Origin of the sequence: Amycolatopsis sp. Poz14 (assembly GCF_006704225.1) — a bacterium.
Taxonomy (GTDB): Bacteria; Actinomycetota; Actinomycetes; order Mycobacteriales; family Pseudonocardiaceae; genus Amycolatopsis; species Amycolatopsis nivea.
This window is the reverse complement of sequence record NZ_JACLHD010000001.1, coordinates 3860535-3880922: the sequence shown is the minus strand read 5'-3', so window position 1 is coordinate 3880922 and position 20388 is coordinate 3860535. Positions and strand designations below refer to the sequence as shown.

Below are 20388 nucleotides of genomic sequence, written 5' to 3'. Positions count from 1 at the left end.
CCGCCGCCCCGGCGACTGCTGCCTCGGGGCGGCGCTTTTTCGTGCGGCGACTGCTGCCTCGGGGCGGTGTTTTTACGTGCGGACGCTGCTGCCCGGGACGGCGCTTTTCGTGCAGACACTGCTGCCCGGGACGGTGTTTCTCGTGCGGACGCTGCTGTCCGGGCGGTGTTTTTTCGTGCGGACAAATCGTTTCCGGCGGCCGCTCCACGCGCTGGCGGCCCGCATCGGTCCCGGCCGGCGCGTTCACCGGGTACGAGCGCGGAATCACCGCGCCGGACAGCGGTTTCTTCGTGCGCAAGGGAACGGCCCGAGCAATCGAGCCGTTCCCGCACAGCAACTTTCGTCAACGAGACGGGAGGCCGCTGCGGCCCTCCCCGCCTAGCCGGAAATCAACCTCACACACCCGGCGGCTCACGTCGCGGACCAGCGGGAGGATAGGTATTCGCGGGCGGAGCCTGCCGATCCGGCGCGGCCGGGTATCCCGCCATCGCACCTGGTTTGGGACCGCGGCGCACCAGACCCGCGAGACCGAGCAGACCCACTAACCCGAGCAGCCCCCACAACCCGTTGTTGCCGTTGTCGTGGTCGTCATTGGCGGTGTCGCCGGTGTTCTGCACTTGCGCGGTCCCAGGCGCCACGACGGCGGCCTCGGCGGTCCCGGCCCCAGCGAGCGGGATCGCGGCCGCGGCAACGAGAGCGCAAATCTGACGACGTACTTGAGCGGTCATGGGGAATTCCCCTTTCGAATGATGCGGATGAACTGGCCTCGACGCTCCCGGACGGTCCGCACGGCCGAGGCGGCCAACTGACGAGCCGTCTCACTCAGCCGCCTGCCCGGACTCCATTGCTCCGCTGTGGGCGACGGCTCTTCGGCACGTTCCGGAGCTGCCTGCGGCAATTCGCCAGCGAGAGTTCCGGATTTCCCGGGCTCGCCGTCCGAGCGCGAAGGAGCGGCGAACGGCTGCGTCGGAACGAGCCCCTCTGCGTCCCGTTCCTGCGCTGCGGAAGGCGAAGGCCGGGCAACTTGCCTGCGGGATAACGGTTCCCGCACCGCAGACCGACCACCCGACGATGACTTCGGCGCACCAGTCCGACGCAACCGCCCAGCCGACGGCGGCGCTTCCGGCCGAACCCCCGCAGTCGGCACCGGACGATCGTGGTCACCGGCCCTCGCCCGCGGCACCGTGCCCTGAGCAGACTCCGCCTCACCACCCGGCGGACCCCCATCGCGACGCGGCACTTCCGGCGCGCCCCGCGCAAACTCCGCCGCGCCACCCGGCAGACCCCTATCGCGACGCGGCATCTCCGGCGCGCCCCGGGCAGGCTTCGCCACGCCACCCGCCGAACCCCCGTCGCGACGCGACATCTCCGGCGCAACCCGGCCAGACTCCCCCGCGCCACCCACCAAACCCCCGTCGCGACGCGACATCTCCGGCGCAACCCGGCCAGACTCCGCCTCACCGCCCGGCAGACCCCCATCGCGGTGCAGCATCTCCGGCGTAACCCGGGGCGTCATCAACGGGGTGTGCGCCGCGTCGGCGTTCGGGACCGCGGGTTCGCGCGCCGTCGGATAGCGCGCCAGCGGGTCCCGTCTGGCCGACGCGCGGATCAGGCCGAAGATCCCGGGCAGTCCGGCCAAGCCCACCAGTCCCCACCAGGCAGTCATGGCGTTCCTCGCTTCCCTCGCGGCATTCGGTCCGCGCTCGGATAGCCGATCATCGCGAGGACAACCGCGAGACCACCTGGACGAGTGACCCAGCCCGTACCGGAGTTCAGCGCGCTCGTTCCCGCGCCTCGTCGACTTCGGCGATGGCGCCAGGCGCGAATCATCCAGTCGGCGTGCGGCGCGCGAGACCTACGCGGATTCGCCGGAAAGCTCGGCAAGCTTCCGCAAAATCCCGGCCCCGTCACCCAGCAAGTCGCGCTCCAATGGCGATATCCGCCACCAGACAACCCCGGCGACGACCCGGCTCGGCGGAAGCACCACGAGGTCACCCGACGAAAGGACCTCCACCCCGGACGCCAGTTCGGAGTCCCCGCAAGTCCCGGGCTCGACGAAGAAAAACGCTCCGTGCGGCGACAGCGCCATCGGGCCGAGCGGGCACCCGCCGTCGAACGCGGCTAGGGCGCGCCAGCCTAGGTGTGTCGGCGCGCGCACGACGTCGAAATGCTCTCCTACCGGGGCGAGAATCGCCTGCCGATGCACGGCCCACCATTTCGAAACCACCCGGCGATCGACCGTGGCCTCAGACGGGGACATCGTCGACTCCCGGCCGCCAAGCCGCTCGAAACTGACCGGATCCCAGGTCGTCAACCCGTCGCACACCGGCCCCGGCAGCACTGGCCAGCCCAGCGCGGCGTAGTTCTCGGCCGCCGCGCGCAGCGAGCGCAGCGCGACCCCGTGGTCCCCAGCCAAGCAACGTGAACGGCTACCGCGCGCGACAGCGGTCATCACAAGAGCCCCTTCCGAGTGACGAGACCCGTCCGTGCAGGTCAAGCCGCGACGGACGGTGCGGGAACCGGGGTACCGCCCGACCACCATGCGTCCGCGGCGAGGCGCACACCAGCCAGTGAACCGGGAGCAAACCGGCAGCGCACACCGTTGCGGGTGGCGGCTAAAGCGAACCGAGTTCCTCGTACGGGGTGCTCATCTCGGATTCTCCCAACAGGTCCAGGAACAGCTGGAACTGAACGAAATTGTCCCGGCCGAAGGAACCGTCAGGCGGCCATATCGCGTCGCATTCAGGGCATTTGACGAGAATGATCCGCAACCGCGTTGCCCTGATCTTCCCGAGATTTCCCTGACGGCATCTCGGACATTCCATGCATCCCCCGCACCGGCGCCGCTCCTGCGACCCTGATCTGGTTGCGGCCGTTCTGCTTGGCCTGCAGCAGCGCACCGTCCGCCGACATGAGCAGTTGCTCGACCGAAATGCCGTCGCCGGGATACGACGCCACTCCCATCGAGGTGCTCACCCCGGACAGCGTGCGAGGCTGACCGTCCGTAGTGGCGGTGAGCACGACCGGAGTACGCGCCAGCCGGGAGCGGATCCGCTCGGCGACAGCCAGCAACTGGCCCGGTTCGAGGCCCGGCAGCAGGATCGCCAGTTCGTCCCCGCCATAGCGGGCGACGAGATCCTGAGACCGGACTTCCGCGCGCACCAGGTCGGCGACCGCGCGGATCGCCTGGTCGCCCGCCGGGTGCCCGTAGGTGTCGTTGATGGCTTTGAACTTGTCGACGTCCAGGAAAAGCACGCCGAGGCCGGTCTCGCTGAGTTTCGCGCGGTCGAGGGCAGCGGTGACGACGTCGGCCCAGTACACCGGCGTCGCCAGGCCCGTTTTCTGATCCGTGCGCGACGCCCGCAAGTACTGGGGCAGCAGTAGATCGCGGTGCACGCACAGCACGGCGATCATCGGAGCGGGCAGCGCCCACGGCTCGTGGACCAGCAGGACGGCCATGGTCGCGCCGAGCCCCAGCGCCGACGCGACGACCAGCTGGTCGCCCGGATGCCCCAGCGCCTGCCGAATCGGCAGTTTCTCGGGCGACGACCACCCGATCGCGACGACGACCAGGGCGTAGTTGACCAGCCACCACACCCCGGCCGCGGCGGCCACGCGCAGCAGCGACCACACGTCGTGCGGCAGCAGAGGACCGTCCAGGACAGCGGAGGCGACGGCCGACGCGAGCACGAACGTCGCGGCCGAATAGAACTTCCGGAACAGGATCGTCGGCCCGTAAACCCGGTACCAGCAATACACATACGACACCGCGGTCAAGCCGATGACGAGCGGCAGCGGCAGCACCAGCAGCGCGGCGAACACCCACAGGCTCTTGAGATTCGTGTACGGCGCTTTCTTCGACGCCTGCTCGCGACGCCGCTCGATCGTGCGGACCGCCTCGAGATGCGCGACCGCGGCCGCGGTGAGGATGGCGAACCACAGCCACTGCGTCGGGGTGATCGCGGCGGACAGGGACGAAAGCACCGCGATCGCGACCGCCACGGCGTCGACCGTGAGCACCAGGCACAGGGCGGGACGCCGCAGGGACCACAATCCCCACGTCGTTATGCGTCTGCCACTCTTTCCCGTCACGCTGGTATCCGCCCCTGTCAACGAAGATTAATCACGGTAATCGCATTGTCACCGGCCGTCGATACGCCGGTCGGACCAACCACCGCGAGAAAGGCATCACTATGCGCAACGCACCCGGCAACGAATGGACCCGTTTCGCCCGCGGCAACGAGTGGACCCGCTGCCAGGGCAACGAATGGATCCGCCGAGGCAACGAATGGGGCCGCCGCGGGAACGAGTGGGCCCGCTGATCCGCTACCCCGGTTCGGCAGCGCGGCGGGCGCGGTTCCAAGCCGCTCCCGCCGCGATCGCCGTCAGCACGCCGAGCACCCCGGCGACGGCGAGGACCGTGCTCGGGCCGGCCGCGGTCGCCGCGAGCCCGGCCAGCGCGATCCCGGCACCTTGGCTGGTCGTCAACGCGGTCGCGGCGAGTCCGTAAGCCTGGGCCCGCCGATGGTCGGGAACCGCCAACGTGAACGCCGCCGACGCCGGCAGATGGTAAGCGCTGGCCATGCCCGACAGCCCCCACAAGACCGCTGTCACGGCCAGCCCCGGTTGAATCGCGCACACCACGAGCGGAACGCTGGCCGCCACCGCGAGCGGCCCGAGCAACCGCATCCGCACCGGCGACGGCAGCCGCGTCACGATCAGCATCCCGAGCACCGTCCCCGCCGGACTCGCCGCGAGCAGCACCCCGACTGCCTGAGCGGACCCGCCGATCGACTCCGCGTACGGTGCCGCCAGCCCCTCGACGGTGACGTAAAACCCGGCCACACAAGCCAATCCGACCAGCGAACGCAACCGCGGCGTCCGCACGACGAGCACCGTCCCGGCCCGCAGATCGGCCCACCACCGCCCCAGCCGCGTCCCAGCGGCCGCCACCCCTGGCGCCGGCCGCGCCCGGATGCCGAACCGCACCACCGCAGCCGACACCACGAACGTCACCCCGTCCGCGACGAGCGCCTGCCCCGGACCGAGAAACGCGACCAGCGTCCCGCCCGTCGCGAACCCCGCCACCTGCGCCAGCTGGACCACCGTGTCCAGCACGCCTTTGCCCAGCAGGAACTCCTCCCCCGGCAGAACCGCCGCGGCCGTCGCCGCCCGAGCCGCGTTGCCCGGTGCCCCAGCCGCCTGGACCACCACCAGCAGCGCCGCGACCGCAGGCAACGGCAGCGCGGGAATCGCCATGACCGTGACGAGCCCCGCACGCAGCAGATCCGCCGCCACCATGACCCGCCGCCGAGGCCACCGATCCGCCAGGCCCGACAGCAACGGACCGGCGAAAATCGACGGCACGTACGTCAAGGCGTAGACCCCGGCGGTCCAGCCCGCCGACCGCGTCCGGTCGAAGACCAGCAACGACAACGCCACCCGCGCGAACTGATCGCCCGCGACCGAAACCACCATGCTCGCGAACAGCGCCCGGAACTCCGGTCTGCCGAACACCTGCCGATACGTCGCCACCAGCCCAGCTTGGCCGATCACGGACGGGCGGGCACACCCCCGCAGGTACGGCGAATGCACGTCTTGCCGGGAGATTCCTTTTCCCGTCCGAAATCAGGCGCGCCCTTCCTGGCTCCGGCAGCAGGATCCGCCAGATCCGCGGAATTCTCGCGACAGAGAGGCAAGCCGGGTTCGACGCGAATACCCGGCCACGCTGGCGCGGGAGGCCCTGGAGTACCTGACCGAGTGCGAGGAAGCCCGAGACTTCGACTCGTTCTCGGTCGAGCGCTGGTCAGCGGGATACCACAGCTACTACGGTGTGCCTCTCCCTGATTGACAATTGCTCAGGATCTGTTCAAGCGGACCAGCGCATCCCTCGCGAGCGTGCGCACGAGAGCCAGCTCGTCTGCGGACGGACAGGTCCGCAGATAAGCGACCTGCGCCGCGGCCGGTTCCGCCAGATGTTCCACCGCCCGAACCAGCGCACGGGTCTGCTCCGAGGTCATCGGATGCTCACCAGCCAGGCGGCTGAATCCGAACTACCCATCCGTCGATCGCTCCCCCCGCTTAACCAACCGCGCAAGCCTCTTCCGCGCAGGCGCGAGCTCTTCAATCCTCAACGCCGCCAGCACCCCAAACGACACCCCCAGCCCGACCAGACCCTGCAGAATCAGCTTCACCCACGCAGTAGCCCGACCCCCAAAGTCCGGCACGAGCCATCCGACGGCCAGCGCCGCGGCGGCACCGAGTGCGCTCGCCACCAGCGTGAACAGGATTACCCCGAGCGCCCGCTTGCTGCGCAGGTGGCCGAGGCTCACCCACAGCCAGACCTGGCCCAGGATCGCGCCGACCACGAACGTCAGCGAGTTCACCAGCATGGTGCCCAGCACGATGCTGTGCGGGTCCAGCAACACCGGGCACAGATACAGCAGCGGAACCTTCACCACGGTCATCACGACCATGATCAGCGTCGGCGTGCGCGCGTCCTTCATCGCGTAGAACACCCGCAGCTGCAACATGACCAGCGCGTAAGGCAGCAGCCCGAACGACGAGACCGCCAGTGCCTCGCCGAGCCGGCCCGCCTGGGCGACGGAGTTCGCGCCGCCGCTGAACAATGCGATACCGATCGACTCGCCCACCACCGTCAGCACGGCGGCGATCGGCACCAGCATCACCGTCGAGATGCGCGACGCGTAGGAAAGATCGGCCACGACCTTGCGGACATCGCCGTCCGCGGCGTTGCGCGACAGCCGCGGCATGATCGCGGTCAGCAGGGACACCCCGATCACCCCGTAGGGCAGCTGGAACAGCAGCCAGGCGTTGGCGTAGATGGTCACCCCGCCCGGGTCGCCGCTGGTCAGCACCCGGGTGTTGACGGTGAGGCCGGCCAGGCTGATCGCGACGTAGCCGAGGATCCACAGCGCGAGGCCGCCGAACTCCTTCATCCGCTTGTCGATGCCCCACCGCCACTTGAAGCGGAATCCCGTCCGCAGCAGCGGCGGCACCAGCAGCACCGCCTGCACGGCGATGCCCAGCGTGACGCCGATGCCGAGCACGAGCAGCTTCGGGTCGCCCATCCGCACCGGATCGGTCGAGATCTTGCCCGGCATGAGCATGAACAACGCCAGGGTCGCGATGACGACGACATTGTTCATCACCGGCGCCCACGCCGTCGGGCTGAAGATGTGCTTGGCATTGAGGATCGCGGACACCAACGCGAAAACGCCGTAGAAGAAGATCTCGGGCAGCAGCAGCCGGGCGAACGCGTTGGTCAGTTCGGAGTTGGCGTGCCCGCCCTGATCCAGGTACAGCGAGGTCAGCGCGGGTGCCGCCGCCACGGCAAGGACGGTGCCCACGCCCAGCACCGTCAATCCCATCGTGAGCATGCGCTGCGTGTACGCCGCGCCTCCGTCGGGATCGTCCTGCGACCGCACGATCAGCGGCATCACGACACTGCTGAGCACGCCGCCGAGCAGCAGTTCGAAGACGCTGTTCGGCAACGTGTTGGCGATCGTGAACGAGTCGTTGACCACGCCGGTGCCGACTGCCCACACGAGCATGATCTTCCACAGGAATCCGGTGACCCGGCTGACCAGCGACGCGATGGCCATCTTCCCGCTCGACTTGGCGATCGACGGCGCCTTCGGCTCGACCCGCGGCGGACGGCCGGGGCGTCCCGGCCTCTCGCCGGGCGGGGCGGCGGGCAGCCGCGGCAGCATCTGGGTGGCGAGCGAGTCGTAGGGGCGCAACGCATCCGGATCGACGACCGGCCACTTCGAACTCGCCGGCACCCCGCCGACGCGCGGGATGAACACCGTCGCGTCCGGATCGTCCGGCGCCAGCGGCGGCGCGCCGAACGGCATGCTGTTCTGCCCGCGCTCCTGCCGCCACGACCGGACCGGCGGCCATCGCGGCGCGGACGGCGGCGGCTGCGGCAACTGCCCGCGATGACCGTCTTCCGCCGGCGGGTGCTCAGGCGGCGGGCGGCGGGTGGCCCGTTCGACGGGACGGTCGGGTGGCCACTCCGGGTCTCTCTCCAACACTGCCCCATCGTCAACGGTCGATTCGATCCCCCAGCGTAGTCACTTCGCGCACGGCAGCGGTCGAGCGCGGAGCCGCGCTCAGCCGTCCTTTTCCGGCGGCAGCTCCAGCATCTCGAGAAACGCGGTCGCCGCCGGGGTCAACCCCGTATCGGCCCAGATGAGGTATTCGACGCGCGTCGGAGCGTCCGTGATCTCGATCGTGGTCAGGTCGGACAGCTGGGGCACATACATCGACGGCAGCATCGCGATTCCCAAGCCCTGCCGGACAAGCCGGGCCATCATGAAGTCGGCGGTGGTCACCTCGAACGCGACTTCGCGGTTCAGACCGGCGGCGGCGAACGCCTCGTCCGACTGGTTCCGGCCCGCGGTGTTGAGCGGCAAGTCGATAAATACCTCGGTCGCGAGCCGGCGAAGGTCGACAGTGCGTTCCCCAGCGAGCGGGTGGTCCGGGGCGACAACGGCGACGAGCCGGTCACGGGCCAGCTCGCGTGCGTTGACTCCTTGCGGACGCATCGAGGTCGGAAGCCCGAGGAACGCGACCTCGATGATCCCCTGCCGGACCTGGTCAGCAAGGTTTTCGCTGGCTCCGACCCGGATGCTGAGGCGCACCTGGGGGTATTCGATGCGGTATCTGCGCAGCGCGTCGGGGATGTCCACCGCGGCGACAGTCGGGATCAGTCCGACAGCCAGCCGCCCGCGCACCTCGCCGACGGCGGCGGAAACCTCGGCGGCAGCCCGTTCGGCCGCGTTGAGGCTCTCGCGGGCCGCGGACAGGAACGCTTCCCCGGCGGGGGTGATCCGCACGCGCCTGCTGGTTCGTTCGAACAGCCGGGCGCCGAGCTCGCGTTCGAGACGCGCGATCTGGTGGCTCAGCGCGGATTGCACCACCAGGCACCGCTCGGCGGCGCGGGTGAAGCTCATGGTCTCGGCGACGGCGACCACGTACCGCATCTGCTGCAACTCCACCTATCCATCGTGAATCACGATAGATGGGATGACAAGGTTGTGTTGGACTCATGAATCGGTCGTCGCGAGACTGGTTCGCACAAGCAGTTCCCGAGACACCGGAGCGCCCGGTCTCCGGAACTGACGGGCTCGGCGCACTGAAGCGCAACCGAGCCGGATACCCCGCGAACCACCGAATCCAGGAAGAAGCATGTCCTCATCCAGCACTGCCTCGCCCTCGTCTTCGCGGGCATGGCTCGGCGTCGCCGCCATCACGGCGAGCCTGTTCGTCTTCGTCACCACGGAACTCATGCCCGTCGGCCTCCTCACTCCGATGAGCGGCGGGCTGGCCGTCTCGGTGGGCATCGCCGGGATGGTCGTGACCGGATACGGCGTCTCCGCAGGCGTCGGCGTCCCGTTCATCGTGGCCTGGACCCGCCGGGTCGACCGCCGGGCGCTGCTCGCCGCGCTGCTCGTCGTCCTCGCCGCCGGGAATCTGATCACCGCGCACTCGCCTGATTTCGTCGTGGTCCTCGCGACCCGGTTGATCATGGGCTTCGCGCACGGGGTCTTCTGGGCGATCGGCGTCAGCATGGCGACGCGCCTGGTGCCGGACCAAGCCAGCCGCGCCGCCGCGGTCGTCCTGTCGGGCATGTCCATCGGCACGGTGGTCGGCGTGCCGCTCGGCACCTTCATCGCCGATCTCACCGACTGGCGCACGACATTCACGATCTGGGCCGGGCTCAGCGCGGTCGTGTGCCTGCTCGTGGCCGCGGCGGTTCCGTCCCTTCCCTCGACCGACGCCATCCCCGTCCGCGAGATCTTCCTCTTGCCGGTGCGCAACGGCCGTCTGCGCGCAGTCATGATCACCGTCACGCTTTACGTGCTCGGCCACTTCGGCGCCTACACCTTCATCCGCCCGTTCATGGAAGGCCAAGCGGCGGCTTCGCCCGGTCTGATCACCGTCCTGCTGATCGTCTTCGGCGTCGGCGGCGCAGCGGGCAACTTCGCCGCCGCGCACACCGTCACCAAGAACATGAAGGCGACCTTCGTCGTCTCCTGCGCCGGGCTCGTCGTCTCGCTGCTGCTTCTGCTCCTAGTCGGCAATCACGCGGCCGGTCTCGCGGTGTCCGTGGCGTTGTGGGGAATTGCCTTCGGCGCGGCCAATCTCTGCCAGGTGAACATGATCCTCGCCGCGGCCCCGGACGCGTTCGAAGCGGCGATGTCGTTGAACACCATGGGGTACAACATCTCCATCGCCCTCGGCGCGCTGCTCGGCGGCCTGTTCGCGAACAACGTCGGACTGACCGGAGCCATATGGTTCGGCGTCGGACTCACCGCGGCCGCACTGGTATCGGCGTTCGCCTCCATGCGCACCGCCCCGGCTGACGAAGCTGCCGCCAGACCAGCCTAGGCGGCAGACGCGCCTCATACGTTCGCCCGTGACCGAGCAGCGCGGCGGAGCGCCATGCCCGCCGCGCCCAGCACGAGTACGGCGAGAAGAATCCAACTCCCCCGGCCGACCCAGGTTTCGATCTGCCGCGCCGCCTCGCCCGCAGCCGCGCCGATCGCGATGTGCAGCGCGCACCAGGCCGTCGCCCCGACAGCCACGGCGGGCAGGAACTTGCGCAGCGGCAAGCCCGACGTGCCCGCCGCCGCGGGGACGAGCGTCCGGAGCACGGGGAGGAAGATCGCGATCAGCACGGCCCATGCGCCCCGCCGGCGCAGTGTGTCCGCGGCGCGATCCCATGCCGTCGCGCCGTACCGCCGCACCAGTCTGGTCTGTCGCAGCCACGGCCCGTATCGCCGTCCCAGCCAGTATCCGAGGAGGTCGCCCGCGATGGCACACACGGTGGTGACCAGCCACATGACGACGAACCGGTCCGGAGCCGTCGCTGTCGTGCCAAGGACGAACAACCCCGTTTCACCCGGCGCGATAAACCCGAGCCCCAGCGTGCACTCGCCGAACACCAGAACCCCCGCGACCGCGGTCACCGCCGCCGGAGGCAGGGACGCGAGCCCGTCGAGCAGCTCGGCGATCACGGGATCAGCTCCACGACCGGATGCGCCGCCCGGTCGAACACGGTCGTGGAGCGGCCGCGCAGGTGCAGATCGAAGAAGGCCGCGACGTACTTCCGTTGCGCGGCAAGGCTTCCGGCGGGGTCGACGGTGCCGAACCGGTCCGGAGCCGTCGCTGTCGTGCCCAGGACGAACAACCCCGTTTCACCCGGCGCGATAAACCCAAGCCCCAGCGTGCACTCGCCGAACACCAGAACCCCCGCGACCGCGGTCACCGCCGCCGGAGGCAGAGACGCGAGCCCGTCGAGCAACTCGGCGATCACGGGATCAGCTCCACGACCGGATGCGCCGCCCGATCGAACACAGTCGTGGAACGGCCACGCAGATGCAGATCGAAGAAGGCCGCGACGTACTTCCGTTGCGCGGCAAGGCTTCCGGCGGGATCAACAGTGCCGAACCGGTCCGGAGCCGTCGCCGTCGTGCCCAGGACAAACAACCCCGTTTCACCCGGCGCGATAAACCCGAGCCCCAGCGTGCACTCGCCGAACACCAGAACCCCCGCGACCGCGGTCACCGCCGCCGGAGGCAGGGACGCGAGCCCGTCGAGCAGCTCGGCGATCACGGGATCAGCTCCACGACCGGATGCGCCGCCCGGTCGAACACGGTCGTGGAGCGGCCACGCAGATGCAGATCGAAGAAGGCCGCGACGTACTTCCGTTGCGCGGCAAGGCTTCCGGCGGGATCAACAGTGCCGATCATGGCAGTGTGGTCGCCGGGGACCTGCGGCAGCATGACTTGCGCGTCGGTGAAGCTCATGTGTTCGGCGTCGGGCAGGTACACGTCGCGTTTCCAGCCGGTCGACGCGGCCCAGAACGCGGCCCAGTCGTCGTTGTGCCGGTGGTTGCGGGGCCGCCCGCTGCTCGTGCCGCCGCCCATGAGCAGGAACGGGCGCGTGACGCCGACCCGGGCGGCGTTGCCGTAGCGGGGATCCATGCTGCCGTCGACGTTGATGCCCGCCTTGATCCTGGGGTCGGCGATCATCGCGTCGGCGGTCGTGTAGCCGCCCATGGAGTGGCCGAACATGCCGACCCGCGACAGTCCGAGTTCGTCGAGCAAAAAGCTCGTGTCGCGTACTCGTTCGGCCAGCACCTGCGCCGGGTCGAGACCGGCCTGCGGCAACTCGACCCGGTCGGGGAACTGGACGGGCGCGGTCGGCGTGTGGTCCATGCCGATCACGAGGTATCCGCGGCTCGCGAGATCCTCGACCAGCGCGGTGCCGAGGAAGCGGGATTGCATCGCACCGGGCGAGTACAGAATGGCCTGTTCGCGGACAGGCAGCGGAATCGCTCCAGTGCGCGAGTGGGTGACGGTGCTCTCGAAATCGGCGGAGCCCGGGCCGATGAGACGGTCGTAGTAGTCCGCGACGCCGGGCGAGAACTGGCGAGTGGGTTTGCCGTTCCCGGCCGACGGATACCACAGCGACACCATCATCTCGCGGGCTTTGCCGGTCCACGGGTCGATGCGGTCCCGGTCGACGAGGTGCAGTTCCTTCATGCCGACCGGGTACCGGCCGGTCGGCGCGGGCAGCTTCATGGCCGCCGGACTGGCGACAGCCACGCCCGCCTGCCCGACGAGAGCCGCCGCTATCAGAGCGACAGCGATCAGGGTTTTCTTCATGCGGCCAGATTCGTCGCCGCGGCCGTACCCCGGCATCTATCTCCGGGCAACGGACGGACTAGCCGAAGGTCATAGAAGCCCCGCCTCGTGCGCGATGATCGCCGCCTGCACCCGGTTCGCGACCTCGAGACGCCGCAGGATCGACGTGACGAACACCTTCACCGTGCCCTCGACGACGTGGAGGCGACGGGCGATCTCGGCGTTGGGCAGGCCGGCGCCGACAAGGGCGAGCACCTCCCGTTCGCGCGGGGTGAGCGCGTCGACGGCCTTGCGCGCCCGTGCCTCGTTCGAGAGCCGCTTTCCCCGGACCTGCTGGATGACCCGGTGCGCGACCGTCGGCGCGAGGTAGGCGGCTCCGTCCGCGACCGCGCGGATCCCGGCGAACAGCTCGCGCGGGTCGCCGGTCTTGAGCAGGAACCCGCGGGCGCCGCCGTCGAGCGCGGCCGCGATCTGCTCGTCGGCGGAAAACGTGGTCAGCATGAGCACGCCTGCCGTCGGGACCGTCCGGGTCAGCTCGGCCGCCACGGCGAGACCGTCGAGGACCGGCATGACGATGTCCAGCAAAACCACGTCGGGCCGGTGCGCGATCGCCAGCTCGACGGCCGCGCGCCCGTCGCCGGCCTCCGCGACGATCTCGATCTCCGGGTCGGCGGCGAGCACGGCGGCGATGCCCGCGCGGGTCAGCGGTTCGTCGTCGGCGAGCAGGACGCGGATCATCGCGACACCGCCGCCCGCGGCGCGGTTTCCTTGACCGCCAGCCGCCCGTCGGCGAAGCACAGGCGATAGAACAGGCGCGCGTCGGTCTGGACGCTCGCCCAGTAGCGCCGGCAGTCCGCCGCCCGGACCGGCCCGGGCAGTTCGGGCGCGGGATCGCCGAGCATCTGGAAGCGGGGCAGCATTTTCTCGACGTCCTCCTGGGACTGCCCGACGACCAGCCGTTCGAACACGGCCGGGTCGAGCCGGTTGTCGGTGCCGGTCACGAAGTACAGGCCGAGCGCGAGCACGAGCACCCCGCCGCCGGCCGCGAGCGGAACCCGCGCAAGCCGCCACAGCCGCGGTCGCTCCCGCGCCGGGCGAGGGCACTCCGCCGGCACGACGACGGTCAGCACGAACCGGTCGCCGCGCATCCCGGCCGTGACCTCCCCGATCTCGCGAAGCCCGGCGATGCCGAACCCGGACTCGGAATCCGGAACATCGGCCGGATTTTCGACCGTGACGGTCGTGGTATCGCCCTCGGCGACGACGTCCACGGTCACCGGCGCTCCCGGCGCGTGCCGCGCGGCGTTGGTGAGCCCCTCCCGCACCACCCGATACACGGCGGGGACGTTCACCGGCGCACCGGTGACAGTCAGCCGGACCTCCTGACCAGCGGCTTGCGCGCGGGTGACGAGGCGATCAAGATCCGGCACCGGCTCGCCGAGCAGCCCGATGATCTCGCGCAGCCGCTCAGTCGCGGCGGTAACCCCAGCCCGCACCTCACCAGCGCGGACGCGAACGTCCTCGTCGAGCGCGGGGGCCACTTCCAGCGCGGCCGCGCGAAGTGCGACGAGTTCCAGTTCGTGGCCGAGGGAATCGTGCATCTCCCGCGCGATCCGGTTGCGCTCGAGCAAGGCGGCCCGTTCGAGCCCGGCAGCGTGGAGCCGCGCGCGTTGCCGCCGGTAGCGCCCCGTCAGCCAGGGACCGCCCGCGACCGCGAGGACGACGAGAACCTGGAGGAACCAGCTGTAGAGACCGTGAAGGACACCGAATCCGCCGCGCTCGGCGACCTCGGCGAACACGACGACCGGCAAACCGGCGCCGAGCACCGCGGCGACCGCGCCCAGCCGATCCTCGCCCCACCGCCCGGCGAGATAAGCGAACCCGGCGACGGCGGCCCAAGGCCAGAACCGGACGGGATTCGCCGTGGCGGGCACGAACGACAGCACGAGCACCACAGCGACCGCGCAAGCCACGACAGCGGAGGGGAACCGGCGGACCAGCGCCGCCGCGAGGCCGACTCCGGCAAGCCCGGCGAGCAGTTCCTCCCACCGGACCGTGCCGCCCGCGAAACTCTCGAACCCCAGCACGGCCGCGACGAAAAGCAGACAAACGATCCGGCCCACTGCCATGCGGATCACTTTACCGACCGCGGATGCGGCGACACCTCCGACCGGAAACCCCGAATAATCAGCCGGGCCCGCGGCCGTCAGGAAGGAACCGTGAGAACCGCACTGTTCTTGCGCGACCGGGCAGGCCCGAACGAGCATGGTAGCGCTGGCGCTACCGTGAAGTCGGGTGTTGAAGGCATGTCGGCGTGCGTCGGCGGTTCCTAATGTCGTCGGCATGGAAATGGAAGCCTCCCGCAGCCGCCAGGCCGGTGGTCCGGCCGTCACCGCCCTGCTCTGCCTGATCTTCGTCGCCAGCGCCGCCACCAACTCGATCGGCGGTTTCACCGGGCTGGACACCATGTTCCGGATGACCTCCGGCGGAATCGCCGTGGCGTGCCTGCTGATCCTGATCGTGCGCTTCGCCGCGCGCCGCAAGGGCTGACGCCGATGTTGACCGCCGTGCCGATGGTGCTGGCCGCGTCGCTGCTGGCGCCGAATGCCGCTGCTCCGGACCCGGTTCGCACGCTCGCCCAGGAGATCGTCGCGTCCGGTGCGACCGGTGTGCAGATCCGGACAGTCCACGACGGACACTCCCGCTCCGTGACCGCCGGAGTGTCCGAACTGGACTCCCGGCGGCCAGTCTCGCCGACCGGACGGTTCCGGATCGGCAGCGCGACGAAAATGTTCGCGTCCACTGTGGTCCTGCAACTCGTCGCCGAACACCGCATCCAGCTCGACGCCCCCGTCGAACACTATCTGCCCGGACTCCTGCCGCACGGCAAACAGATCACCGTGCGAATGCTCCTGCAGCACACCAGCGGCCTCTACGATTACACCGACGCTCTCCCGTTGCTCGGGCCCGGCCTGGAGAAGATCCGGTACCAGCACCGTTCGCCGGAGTCGATGGTCGCGCTCTCGACGGCCAAGCCGCTGGACTTCCCGCCCGGCAGCAAGCATTCCTATTCCAACACCAATTTCATCGTGCTCGGGATGCTCATCGAGCGGACCACCGGACACGCATGGGGAACCGAAGCGGCACACCGTATTCTGCGGCCGCTCGGCCTGCATCACACGTCGGTTCCCGGGGACCGCACCGGGATCCCGGGCCCGCACGCGCACGGGTACCAGGAGATGAACGGGAAACTCGTCGACGTCACCGACTTGAACCCGAGCATGGCCTGGGCGGCCGGTGAGATCATCTCCACCACAGCGGACCTGGACAAGTTCGTCCGAGCACTGGCGGCGGGGCGGCTGGTGCCGCCGGACCTGCTGAAGCAGATGACCACCCCGCGTTCCGCCACCGAGGAGTACGGGCTCGGGTTGCGCACCCCGACCACCACGTGCGGAGTGCGGGTTTTCGGCCACACCGGCGGGATTCCGGGGTTCCAGACCGTCGCGTTCACCAGCCCGGACGGAAAACGGCGCGTCGAGGCTTCGGTCACGTTGGGCCGGGGCCCGAACTTCGACTGGACTCGCGCCGTGCTCGACAAGTTCTTTTGCAGCTGAGTGCCAACACTGAACGAGGAAACCAATGCTGAACGCTGTGCCCTTTGCCCTGACCGCGGCCTTGCTCGCCCCCACCACGCCAGCCGCGGCTGACCCCGTCCGCACCGTCGCGGAAGAAACAGTCGCGGCAGGCGCGACCGGCGTGCAGATCCGGACAGTCCACGACGGACACTCCCGGACCGTGACCGCCGGAGTGTCCGAACTGGACTCCCGGCGGCCGGTCTCGCCCACCGGGCGATTCCGGATCGGCAGCACGACCAAAACGTTCGTAGCCACCGTAGTGATGCAACTCGTCGCCGAACACCGGATCCAGCTCGACACCCCCGTCGAGCACTACCTGCCCGGACTCCTGCCGCGCGGCAAGGAGATCACCGTGCGGATGCTTCTGCAGCACACCAGCGGCCTTTACAACTATCTCCGGGCAATCTCGTTGGACGGCGCTGATCTGGAGAAAGTCCGCTACCAGCACTTTTCGCCAGAATCACTGGTCGCCATCGCGACCGCGCGGCCGCTCGATTTCCCGCCGGGCAGCAAGTTCTCGTATTCCAACACCAACTACACCGTGCTCGGCATGCTGATCGAGCGAACCACCGGACACGCGTGGGGCGACGCGGTGACCAAGCGGATCCTGCGCCCGCTGGGCATGCACCACACGCTGGTCCCCGGGGACCGCACCAGGATCCCGGGCAAGCACGCACACGGCTACCAGGAGATGAACGGGAAACTGGTCGACGTCACCGAACTGAACCCGAGCTTCGGCGGCGCCGCGGGCGAGATGATCTCCACCACGGCGGACCTGGACAAGTTCGTCCAAGCGCTGGCCGCGGGACGGCTGGTGCCGCCGCCGCTGCTGAAGCAAATGACCACCCCGCGCTCCGCGGCCGAGGAGTACGGGCTGGGAGTGGAAACCCGAACCACGCCGTGCGGAATCCCGGTTTTCGGGCACACCGGCGGAATCCCCGGGTACGGGACGATCGCGTTCACCAGCGCGGACGGAAAGCGCCGGGTGGAAGCTTCGCTGACGTTCGGCCGCGGACCCGCGAATGACGCCTTCTATTCGTTGATCGACAAGGTGATCTGCGCCTGAAAGACCACGGCCTGGGTCCGGTTGGGGAGCCGGGCTCAGGCCGCGGCCGTTAGCGCATCTTCGGATCTCAAGCCTTGTCGTGCTTCTCAGTATCCCCAGGCCACTGGCCGGTAAGCTTGTCGTACCCAGTCGCCCCGCCACGATCGACAGCGGCCTTGACCACTCCGAAGATCGCACCCTGCACAGATGCCGCCAGCAGCACCTCTCCCCAGCCGCGTTCTTTCTGTGTTGGCTCCGGAGCCTTTTTGGTGCCGGAGATCAGCTTCCACACCTGCTCGAACACCGCGTTGGCGGCCAGCCCGCCCAGCACGCCGAACAGCAGGCCGAGCGGCCGGTACAGCAGCTTGTTGACGTTCATGTTCACCGTCCCCTCTCGCTCGCTCAAGCAGTACCCGCTCCTGCGGCGGGGTATGCGCGCAGCGGCTGATCCGTCAGTGCTGGATCAGCCCGCCGACCGCGACGGGTCCGACGTGGCCCGTCGGCGGTTTGGTCCTCGCCAGGGAAAGGCCCACGTCGACCAGGCCCGACCGGCGAAGCGAGACGACGGCGGGCAGCGGCGTCCACACTGACTCGGCTGTCTCGCCGTTGGGCTCCGGCCGCAGCTCGCCGCCGACGATCCGGGCCTGGTAGAAGATCCCGACATTCTGATGCGGACCCGAATCCGGCACCAGGCGCTCGGCCGCCGGGATGATCCGGGAATCCACTCCCAGCAGGCGTTCGACCACCGCCTCGCACCCGGTTTCCTCGGAAACCTCGCGGATCACCGCGTCGAACGGATCCTCCCCGGGCTCGACGCCGCCGCCGGGAAGGGTCCAGTGGCTTCCGCCCTTCGGCGAAACGTAACGCGCGAGCAGTACCGATTCGTTTTCGATGCACACGGCGTACGCCGCTAACCGGAAACTCATTTCTGCCAGGTTACCTGGCTACTCCCGAGACCCAACAGCCGACGAAGGGCGGCAAGCACGGCGTCCGGCGCCTCTTCCATCACGAAATGCCCAGCCCCTTCAATCAACGTGAGCTCGGCTTCAGGGATCCGGGCGGCGAGTTCTTCAGCGATAGAAGTCCGGAGATACTCGTCCGCAGTTCCCCACACAATCGCCGCGGGGCACTGGATCTTGTCGAGGCCCTCAGCGAGTTCCTGGCGGGCAGGTACCCGGTACTCGCTGAAAAAGTGCAGGAGCCAACGCCGTCCGTCCGAAGTGGACATCCAGTTCAGGTAGCTGTCCAGTGTCGCGCGATCGAAGACACCGGCGCGCAAAAGCCCGCGCAGGGCCCTCCGGTTGATCGTTTCCAGCGGGAGCGGCACGGCGGCGAACGGGCTGCGTCCCAGGATGCCGACGAGCGAGAACACGGCGTACCACTTCGGCACGAAAGTGCGGTGCGCGCGGCTGTTGAGGATCGCGAGCCGCCGCACTCGGTCGGGATGGCGCTGGGCGAAGCCGAGGGACAGAAAGCCGCCGTAATCGTGGCCGAACAGGTTGCATTCGGCGATGCCGAGCGCGTCGAGCACCCGTCCGACGCGGTCCACCTCGGTGTCGTAGTCGAAGGACAGGTCCGTGCGGCGTTCCGACTCGCCCCAGCCGAGCCAGTCCAGCGCGAAGACGTGATGCTCCTCGGCGAGCCCGGGCAGCTGATGGCGCCAGGAGCGGCGGTTGGCCGGATAGCCGTGCAGCAGCACGATCGGTTCGGCGGAAGGATTGCCGAGTTCGGTGAACGCGAGCCGCGCGCCCTCGACCGTCACCGAGCGGGCGGATCCGGCGTCGCTCACGCCGTGCCGCCGCGATTGCCTGTACCGCGTCCGGCACGGAACCTGCGCAGCCGATTGCCCAGGTAGGGCAGCCAGGCGCGGGGGCGCCGCAGCACGGCGCCGATGATCACCAGCGGGTCGAAGTAGGCGGTCCGTTCGGCGATCAGCCCGTCCTCGACCACGATCCGGTCGACAAGCGGCCATTCGATCGGCCTGCCGCCGAGCGTTCCGTAGAGGCGGCCCCAGATCAGCACCTGACCCGAGCCGCTCGCCCAGCCCTGGACGTCGTAGCGCAGATCCGGGACGAGGTTCATGGTCCGCGTCATGAATTCGCGTGCCTCGGCGACGCCGCGGGTGGTGCGCTCGAGCGGGTGGACCAACCGGACGCCGGGCTGGAACAGCGGGGTGAACGCGTCCGGATCCATCCGGCTCCAGGCTTCGGCGAACCGTTCCACGAGCTCAGCGGCTTCCTGGTCGGCGGCGTGTTCGCGGAGTTCGGACATCGGGTTTCCTCCTCCACCGCCGGAAGGGCGCACAATTCTTGTAACGATTGCAAGAAGTCTCCGGAAGGTAGCACGCGCCGGGGAGTTCTTGCAATGGATGCAGAAACCGGCCGTACGATGGCGTGATGACGACCGGCGGCACGAAGGCGCGCGACCCCCGAAAGCAGCGGACGATCGACGCCTTGCTCAAGGCCGCCGAGACGGTCTTCGCGGGTCGCCCGTTCGAGGAGACGACGGTCGAGGAGATCGCCGAGCGCGCCGGTGTCGCGGTGGGGTCGATCTACAACAACTTCGGGTCGAAGGCGGGGCTGCACGCCGCCGTCGTCGACCGGGCCCTCGATGTCGACCGCGAGTACATGGACCGCGCCTACACGCCCGACCGCTCCCCGATCGAACAGCTGGAGGCCGCGGCCGAGCAGTACCTGCGGTTCTACCTCGAACAGCCGGAGTTCTTCCGGATGCTCGCGTTCCCCGCCCCGCTCGGCAACTACCCCGCCGCGGCCGAAACGGCGGCCCGCCTGGCGCACCGTGTCGACGAGCAGAACGCGCGCATGATCGACGCGATCGAGCGCGGCATCGCCGACGGCGCGATCCGCCCGCTCGACGCGCGCAAAGCGGCCACGGTTCTCTGGGCGAGCTGGAACGGCGTGCTCAGCCTCGCCTGGCGTCCCGACGCGCTGCGCGAGGACGAAGCCGGTCTCGCCGAACTGCTCTCCCTCGCAACGGACATCGCGAGCTGGGGCTTGCGGATCTCCTGAAA

At 69.2% G+C, this 20388-nt stretch carries 23 protein-coding genes; 6 read left to right on the top strand and 17 right to left on the bottom strand.

Features of this window, described 5'->3' with window-relative positions; all coding sequences use genetic code 11:
• Positions 1 to 395: 395 nt before the first annotated feature.
• The 3 genes from FKO37_RS18700 to FKO37_RS18690 form a co-directional block, all read right to left on the bottom strand.
• Entirely contained in the window at positions 396 to 728 is a 333-nt protein-coding gene (locus FKO37_RS18700) for a WGxxGxxG family protein (protein ID WP_238605248.1), read from the bottom strand.
• Between the two features lie 1127 nt (positions 729 to 1855).
• Entirely contained in the window at positions 1856 to 2452 is a 597-nt protein-coding gene (locus tag FKO37_RS18695) for a bifunctional DNA primase/polymerase (protein ID WP_238605247.1), read from the bottom strand.
• 290 nt (positions 2453 to 2742) lie between these two features.
• Positions 2743 to 4020 (bottom strand): GGDEF domain-containing protein, encoded by a 1278-nt coding sequence (locus FKO37_RS18690; RefSeq protein ID WP_238605246.1) that lies wholly within the window; start codon positions 4018 to 4020, stop codon positions 2743 to 2745.
• A 173-nt stretch (positions 4021 to 4193) separates the two neighbouring features.
• On the opposite strand from FKO37_RS18690, the gene FKO37_RS47180 reads away from it, so the two are divergent.
• Positions 4194 to 4322, top strand: a complete 129-nt coding sequence (locus FKO37_RS47180) for a hypothetical protein (protein ID WP_255443806.1) — start codon at positions 4194 to 4196, stop codon at positions 4320 to 4322.
• A 4-nt stretch (positions 4323 to 4326) separates the two neighbouring features.
• Here FKO37_RS47180 and FKO37_RS18685 read toward each other — a convergent pair whose 3' ends face one another.
• From FKO37_RS18685 to FKO37_RS18670, 4 genes are all read right to left on the bottom strand, one after another.
• Positions 4327 to 5535, bottom strand: coding sequence for an MFS transporter (locus FKO37_RS18685; RefSeq protein WP_238605245.1), 1209 nt, complete (start codon positions 5533 to 5535; stop codon positions 4327 to 4329).
• Between the two features lie 323 nt (positions 5536 to 5858).
• Positions 5859 to 6020 carry a hypothetical protein gene (locus FKO37_RS18680; protein ID WP_238605244.1) on the bottom strand — a complete coding sequence of 54 codons (162 nt, stop codon included), beginning with the start codon at positions 6018 to 6020 and terminating at the stop codon, positions 5859 to 5861.
• Between the two features lie 33 nt (positions 6021 to 6053).
• Complete coding sequence (murJ, locus tag FKO37_RS18675) at positions 6054 to 7877, bottom strand: murein biosynthesis integral membrane protein MurJ (RefSeq protein ID WP_238608291.1); 1824 nt, start codon at positions 7875 to 7877, stop codon at positions 6054 to 6056.
• Between the two features lie 258 nt (positions 7878 to 8135).
• Positions 8136 to 9023, bottom strand: a complete 888-nt coding sequence (locus FKO37_RS18670; RefSeq protein WP_238605243.1) for a LysR family transcriptional regulator — start codon at positions 9021 to 9023, stop codon at positions 8136 to 8138.
• A 190-nt stretch (positions 9024 to 9213) separates the two neighbouring features.
• On the opposite strand from FKO37_RS18670, the gene FKO37_RS18665 reads away from it, so the two are divergent.
• Positions 9214 to 10416 carry an MFS transporter gene (locus tag FKO37_RS18665; protein WP_238605242.1) on the top strand — a complete coding sequence of 401 codons (1203 nt, stop codon included), beginning with the start codon at positions 9214 to 9216 and terminating at the stop codon, positions 10414 to 10416.
• 14 nt (positions 10417 to 10430) lie between these two features.
• Here the strand turns inward: FKO37_RS18665 and FKO37_RS18660 are convergent, their stop codons facing one another.
• From FKO37_RS18660 to FKO37_RS18635, 6 genes are all read right to left on the bottom strand, one after another.
• Positions 10431 to 11045 carry a DedA family protein gene (locus FKO37_RS18660; protein WP_238605241.1) on the bottom strand — a complete coding sequence of 205 codons (615 nt, stop codon included), beginning with the start codon at positions 11043 to 11045 and terminating at the stop codon, positions 10431 to 10433.
• Entirely contained in the window at positions 11042 to 11344 is a 303-nt protein-coding gene (locus FKO37_RS18655) for a hypothetical protein (protein WP_238605240.1), read from the bottom strand. The genes FKO37_RS18660 and FKO37_RS18655 overlap by 4 nt, the downstream gene beginning before the upstream one ends.
• On the bottom strand, positions 11341 to 11643 hold the full coding sequence (locus FKO37_RS18650; protein ID WP_238605240.1) for a hypothetical protein: 303 nt from the start codon (positions 11641 to 11643) through the stop codon (positions 11341 to 11343). The genes FKO37_RS18655 and FKO37_RS18650 overlap by 4 nt, the downstream gene beginning before the upstream one ends.
• Positions 11640 to 12698, bottom strand: a complete 1059-nt coding sequence (locus tag FKO37_RS18645) for an alpha/beta hydrolase (RefSeq protein ID WP_238605239.1) — start codon at positions 12696 to 12698, stop codon at positions 11640 to 11642. The genes FKO37_RS18650 and FKO37_RS18645 overlap by 4 nt, the downstream gene beginning before the upstream one ends.
• Positions 12699 to 12767: 69 nt before the next feature.
• Positions 12768 to 13415 carry a response regulator transcription factor gene (locus FKO37_RS18640; RefSeq protein ID WP_134734059.1) on the bottom strand — a complete coding sequence of 216 codons (648 nt, stop codon included), beginning with the start codon at positions 13413 to 13415 and terminating at the stop codon, positions 12768 to 12770.
• Positions 13412 to 14806 carry a sensor histidine kinase gene (locus FKO37_RS18635; RefSeq protein WP_238605238.1) on the bottom strand — a complete coding sequence of 465 codons (1395 nt, stop codon included), beginning with the start codon at positions 14804 to 14806 and terminating at the stop codon, positions 13412 to 13414. The genes FKO37_RS18640 and FKO37_RS18635 overlap by 4 nt, the downstream gene beginning before the upstream one ends.
• A gap of 214 nt (positions 14807 to 15020) precedes the next feature.
• Between FKO37_RS18635 and FKO37_RS18630 the strand changes: the two genes are divergently transcribed.
• The 3 genes from FKO37_RS18630 to FKO37_RS18620 are packed head-to-tail and all read left to right on the top strand — an operon-like array spanning position 15021 to position 17378.
• Complete coding sequence (locus FKO37_RS18630; protein WP_134667940.1) at positions 15021 to 15227, top strand: hypothetical protein; 207 nt, start codon at positions 15021 to 15023, stop codon at positions 15225 to 15227.
• Between the two features lie 5 nt (positions 15228 to 15232).
• Positions 15233 to 16291 carry a serine hydrolase gene (locus FKO37_RS18625; RefSeq protein ID WP_238605237.1) on the top strand — a complete coding sequence of 353 codons (1059 nt, stop codon included), beginning with the start codon at positions 15233 to 15235 and terminating at the stop codon, positions 16289 to 16291.
• A gap of 25 nt (positions 16292 to 16316) precedes the next feature.
• Entirely contained in the window at positions 16317 to 17378 is a 1062-nt protein-coding gene (locus tag FKO37_RS18620; RefSeq protein WP_238605236.1) for a serine hydrolase, read from the top strand.
• Between the two features lie 67 nt (positions 17379 to 17445).
• On the opposite strand, the gene FKO37_RS18615 is transcribed toward FKO37_RS18620, so the two are convergent.
• From FKO37_RS18615 to FKO37_RS18600, 4 genes are all read right to left on the bottom strand, one after another.
• Positions 17446 to 17736, bottom strand: coding sequence for a DUF4235 domain-containing protein (locus FKO37_RS18615; RefSeq protein WP_037818566.1), 291 nt, complete (start codon positions 17734 to 17736; stop codon positions 17446 to 17448).
• Between the two features lie 73 nt (positions 17737 to 17809).
• Positions 17810 to 18283 (bottom strand): NUDIX hydrolase, encoded by a 474-nt coding sequence (locus tag FKO37_RS18610; RefSeq protein ID WP_238605235.1) that lies wholly within the window; start codon positions 18281 to 18283, stop codon positions 17810 to 17812.
• Complete coding sequence (locus tag FKO37_RS18605) at positions 18280 to 19146, bottom strand: alpha/beta fold hydrolase (protein WP_238605234.1); 867 nt, start codon at positions 19144 to 19146, stop codon at positions 18280 to 18282. Before FKO37_RS18605 ends, FKO37_RS18610 begins: the two co-directional genes overlap by 4 nt.
• Positions 19143 to 19628, bottom strand: coding sequence for a nuclear transport factor 2 family protein (locus FKO37_RS18600; protein WP_238605233.1), 486 nt, complete (start codon positions 19626 to 19628; stop codon positions 19143 to 19145). Before FKO37_RS18600 ends, FKO37_RS18605 begins: the two co-directional genes overlap by 4 nt.
• Before the next feature lie 125 nt (positions 19629 to 19753).
• On the opposite strand from FKO37_RS18600, the gene FKO37_RS18595 reads away from it, so the two are divergent.
• On the top strand, positions 19754 to 20386 hold the full coding sequence (locus FKO37_RS18595; protein WP_238605232.1) for a TetR/AcrR family transcriptional regulator: 633 nt from the start codon (positions 19754 to 19756) through the stop codon (positions 20384 to 20386).
• The last annotated feature ends 2 nt before the right edge of the window (positions 20387 to 20388 follow it).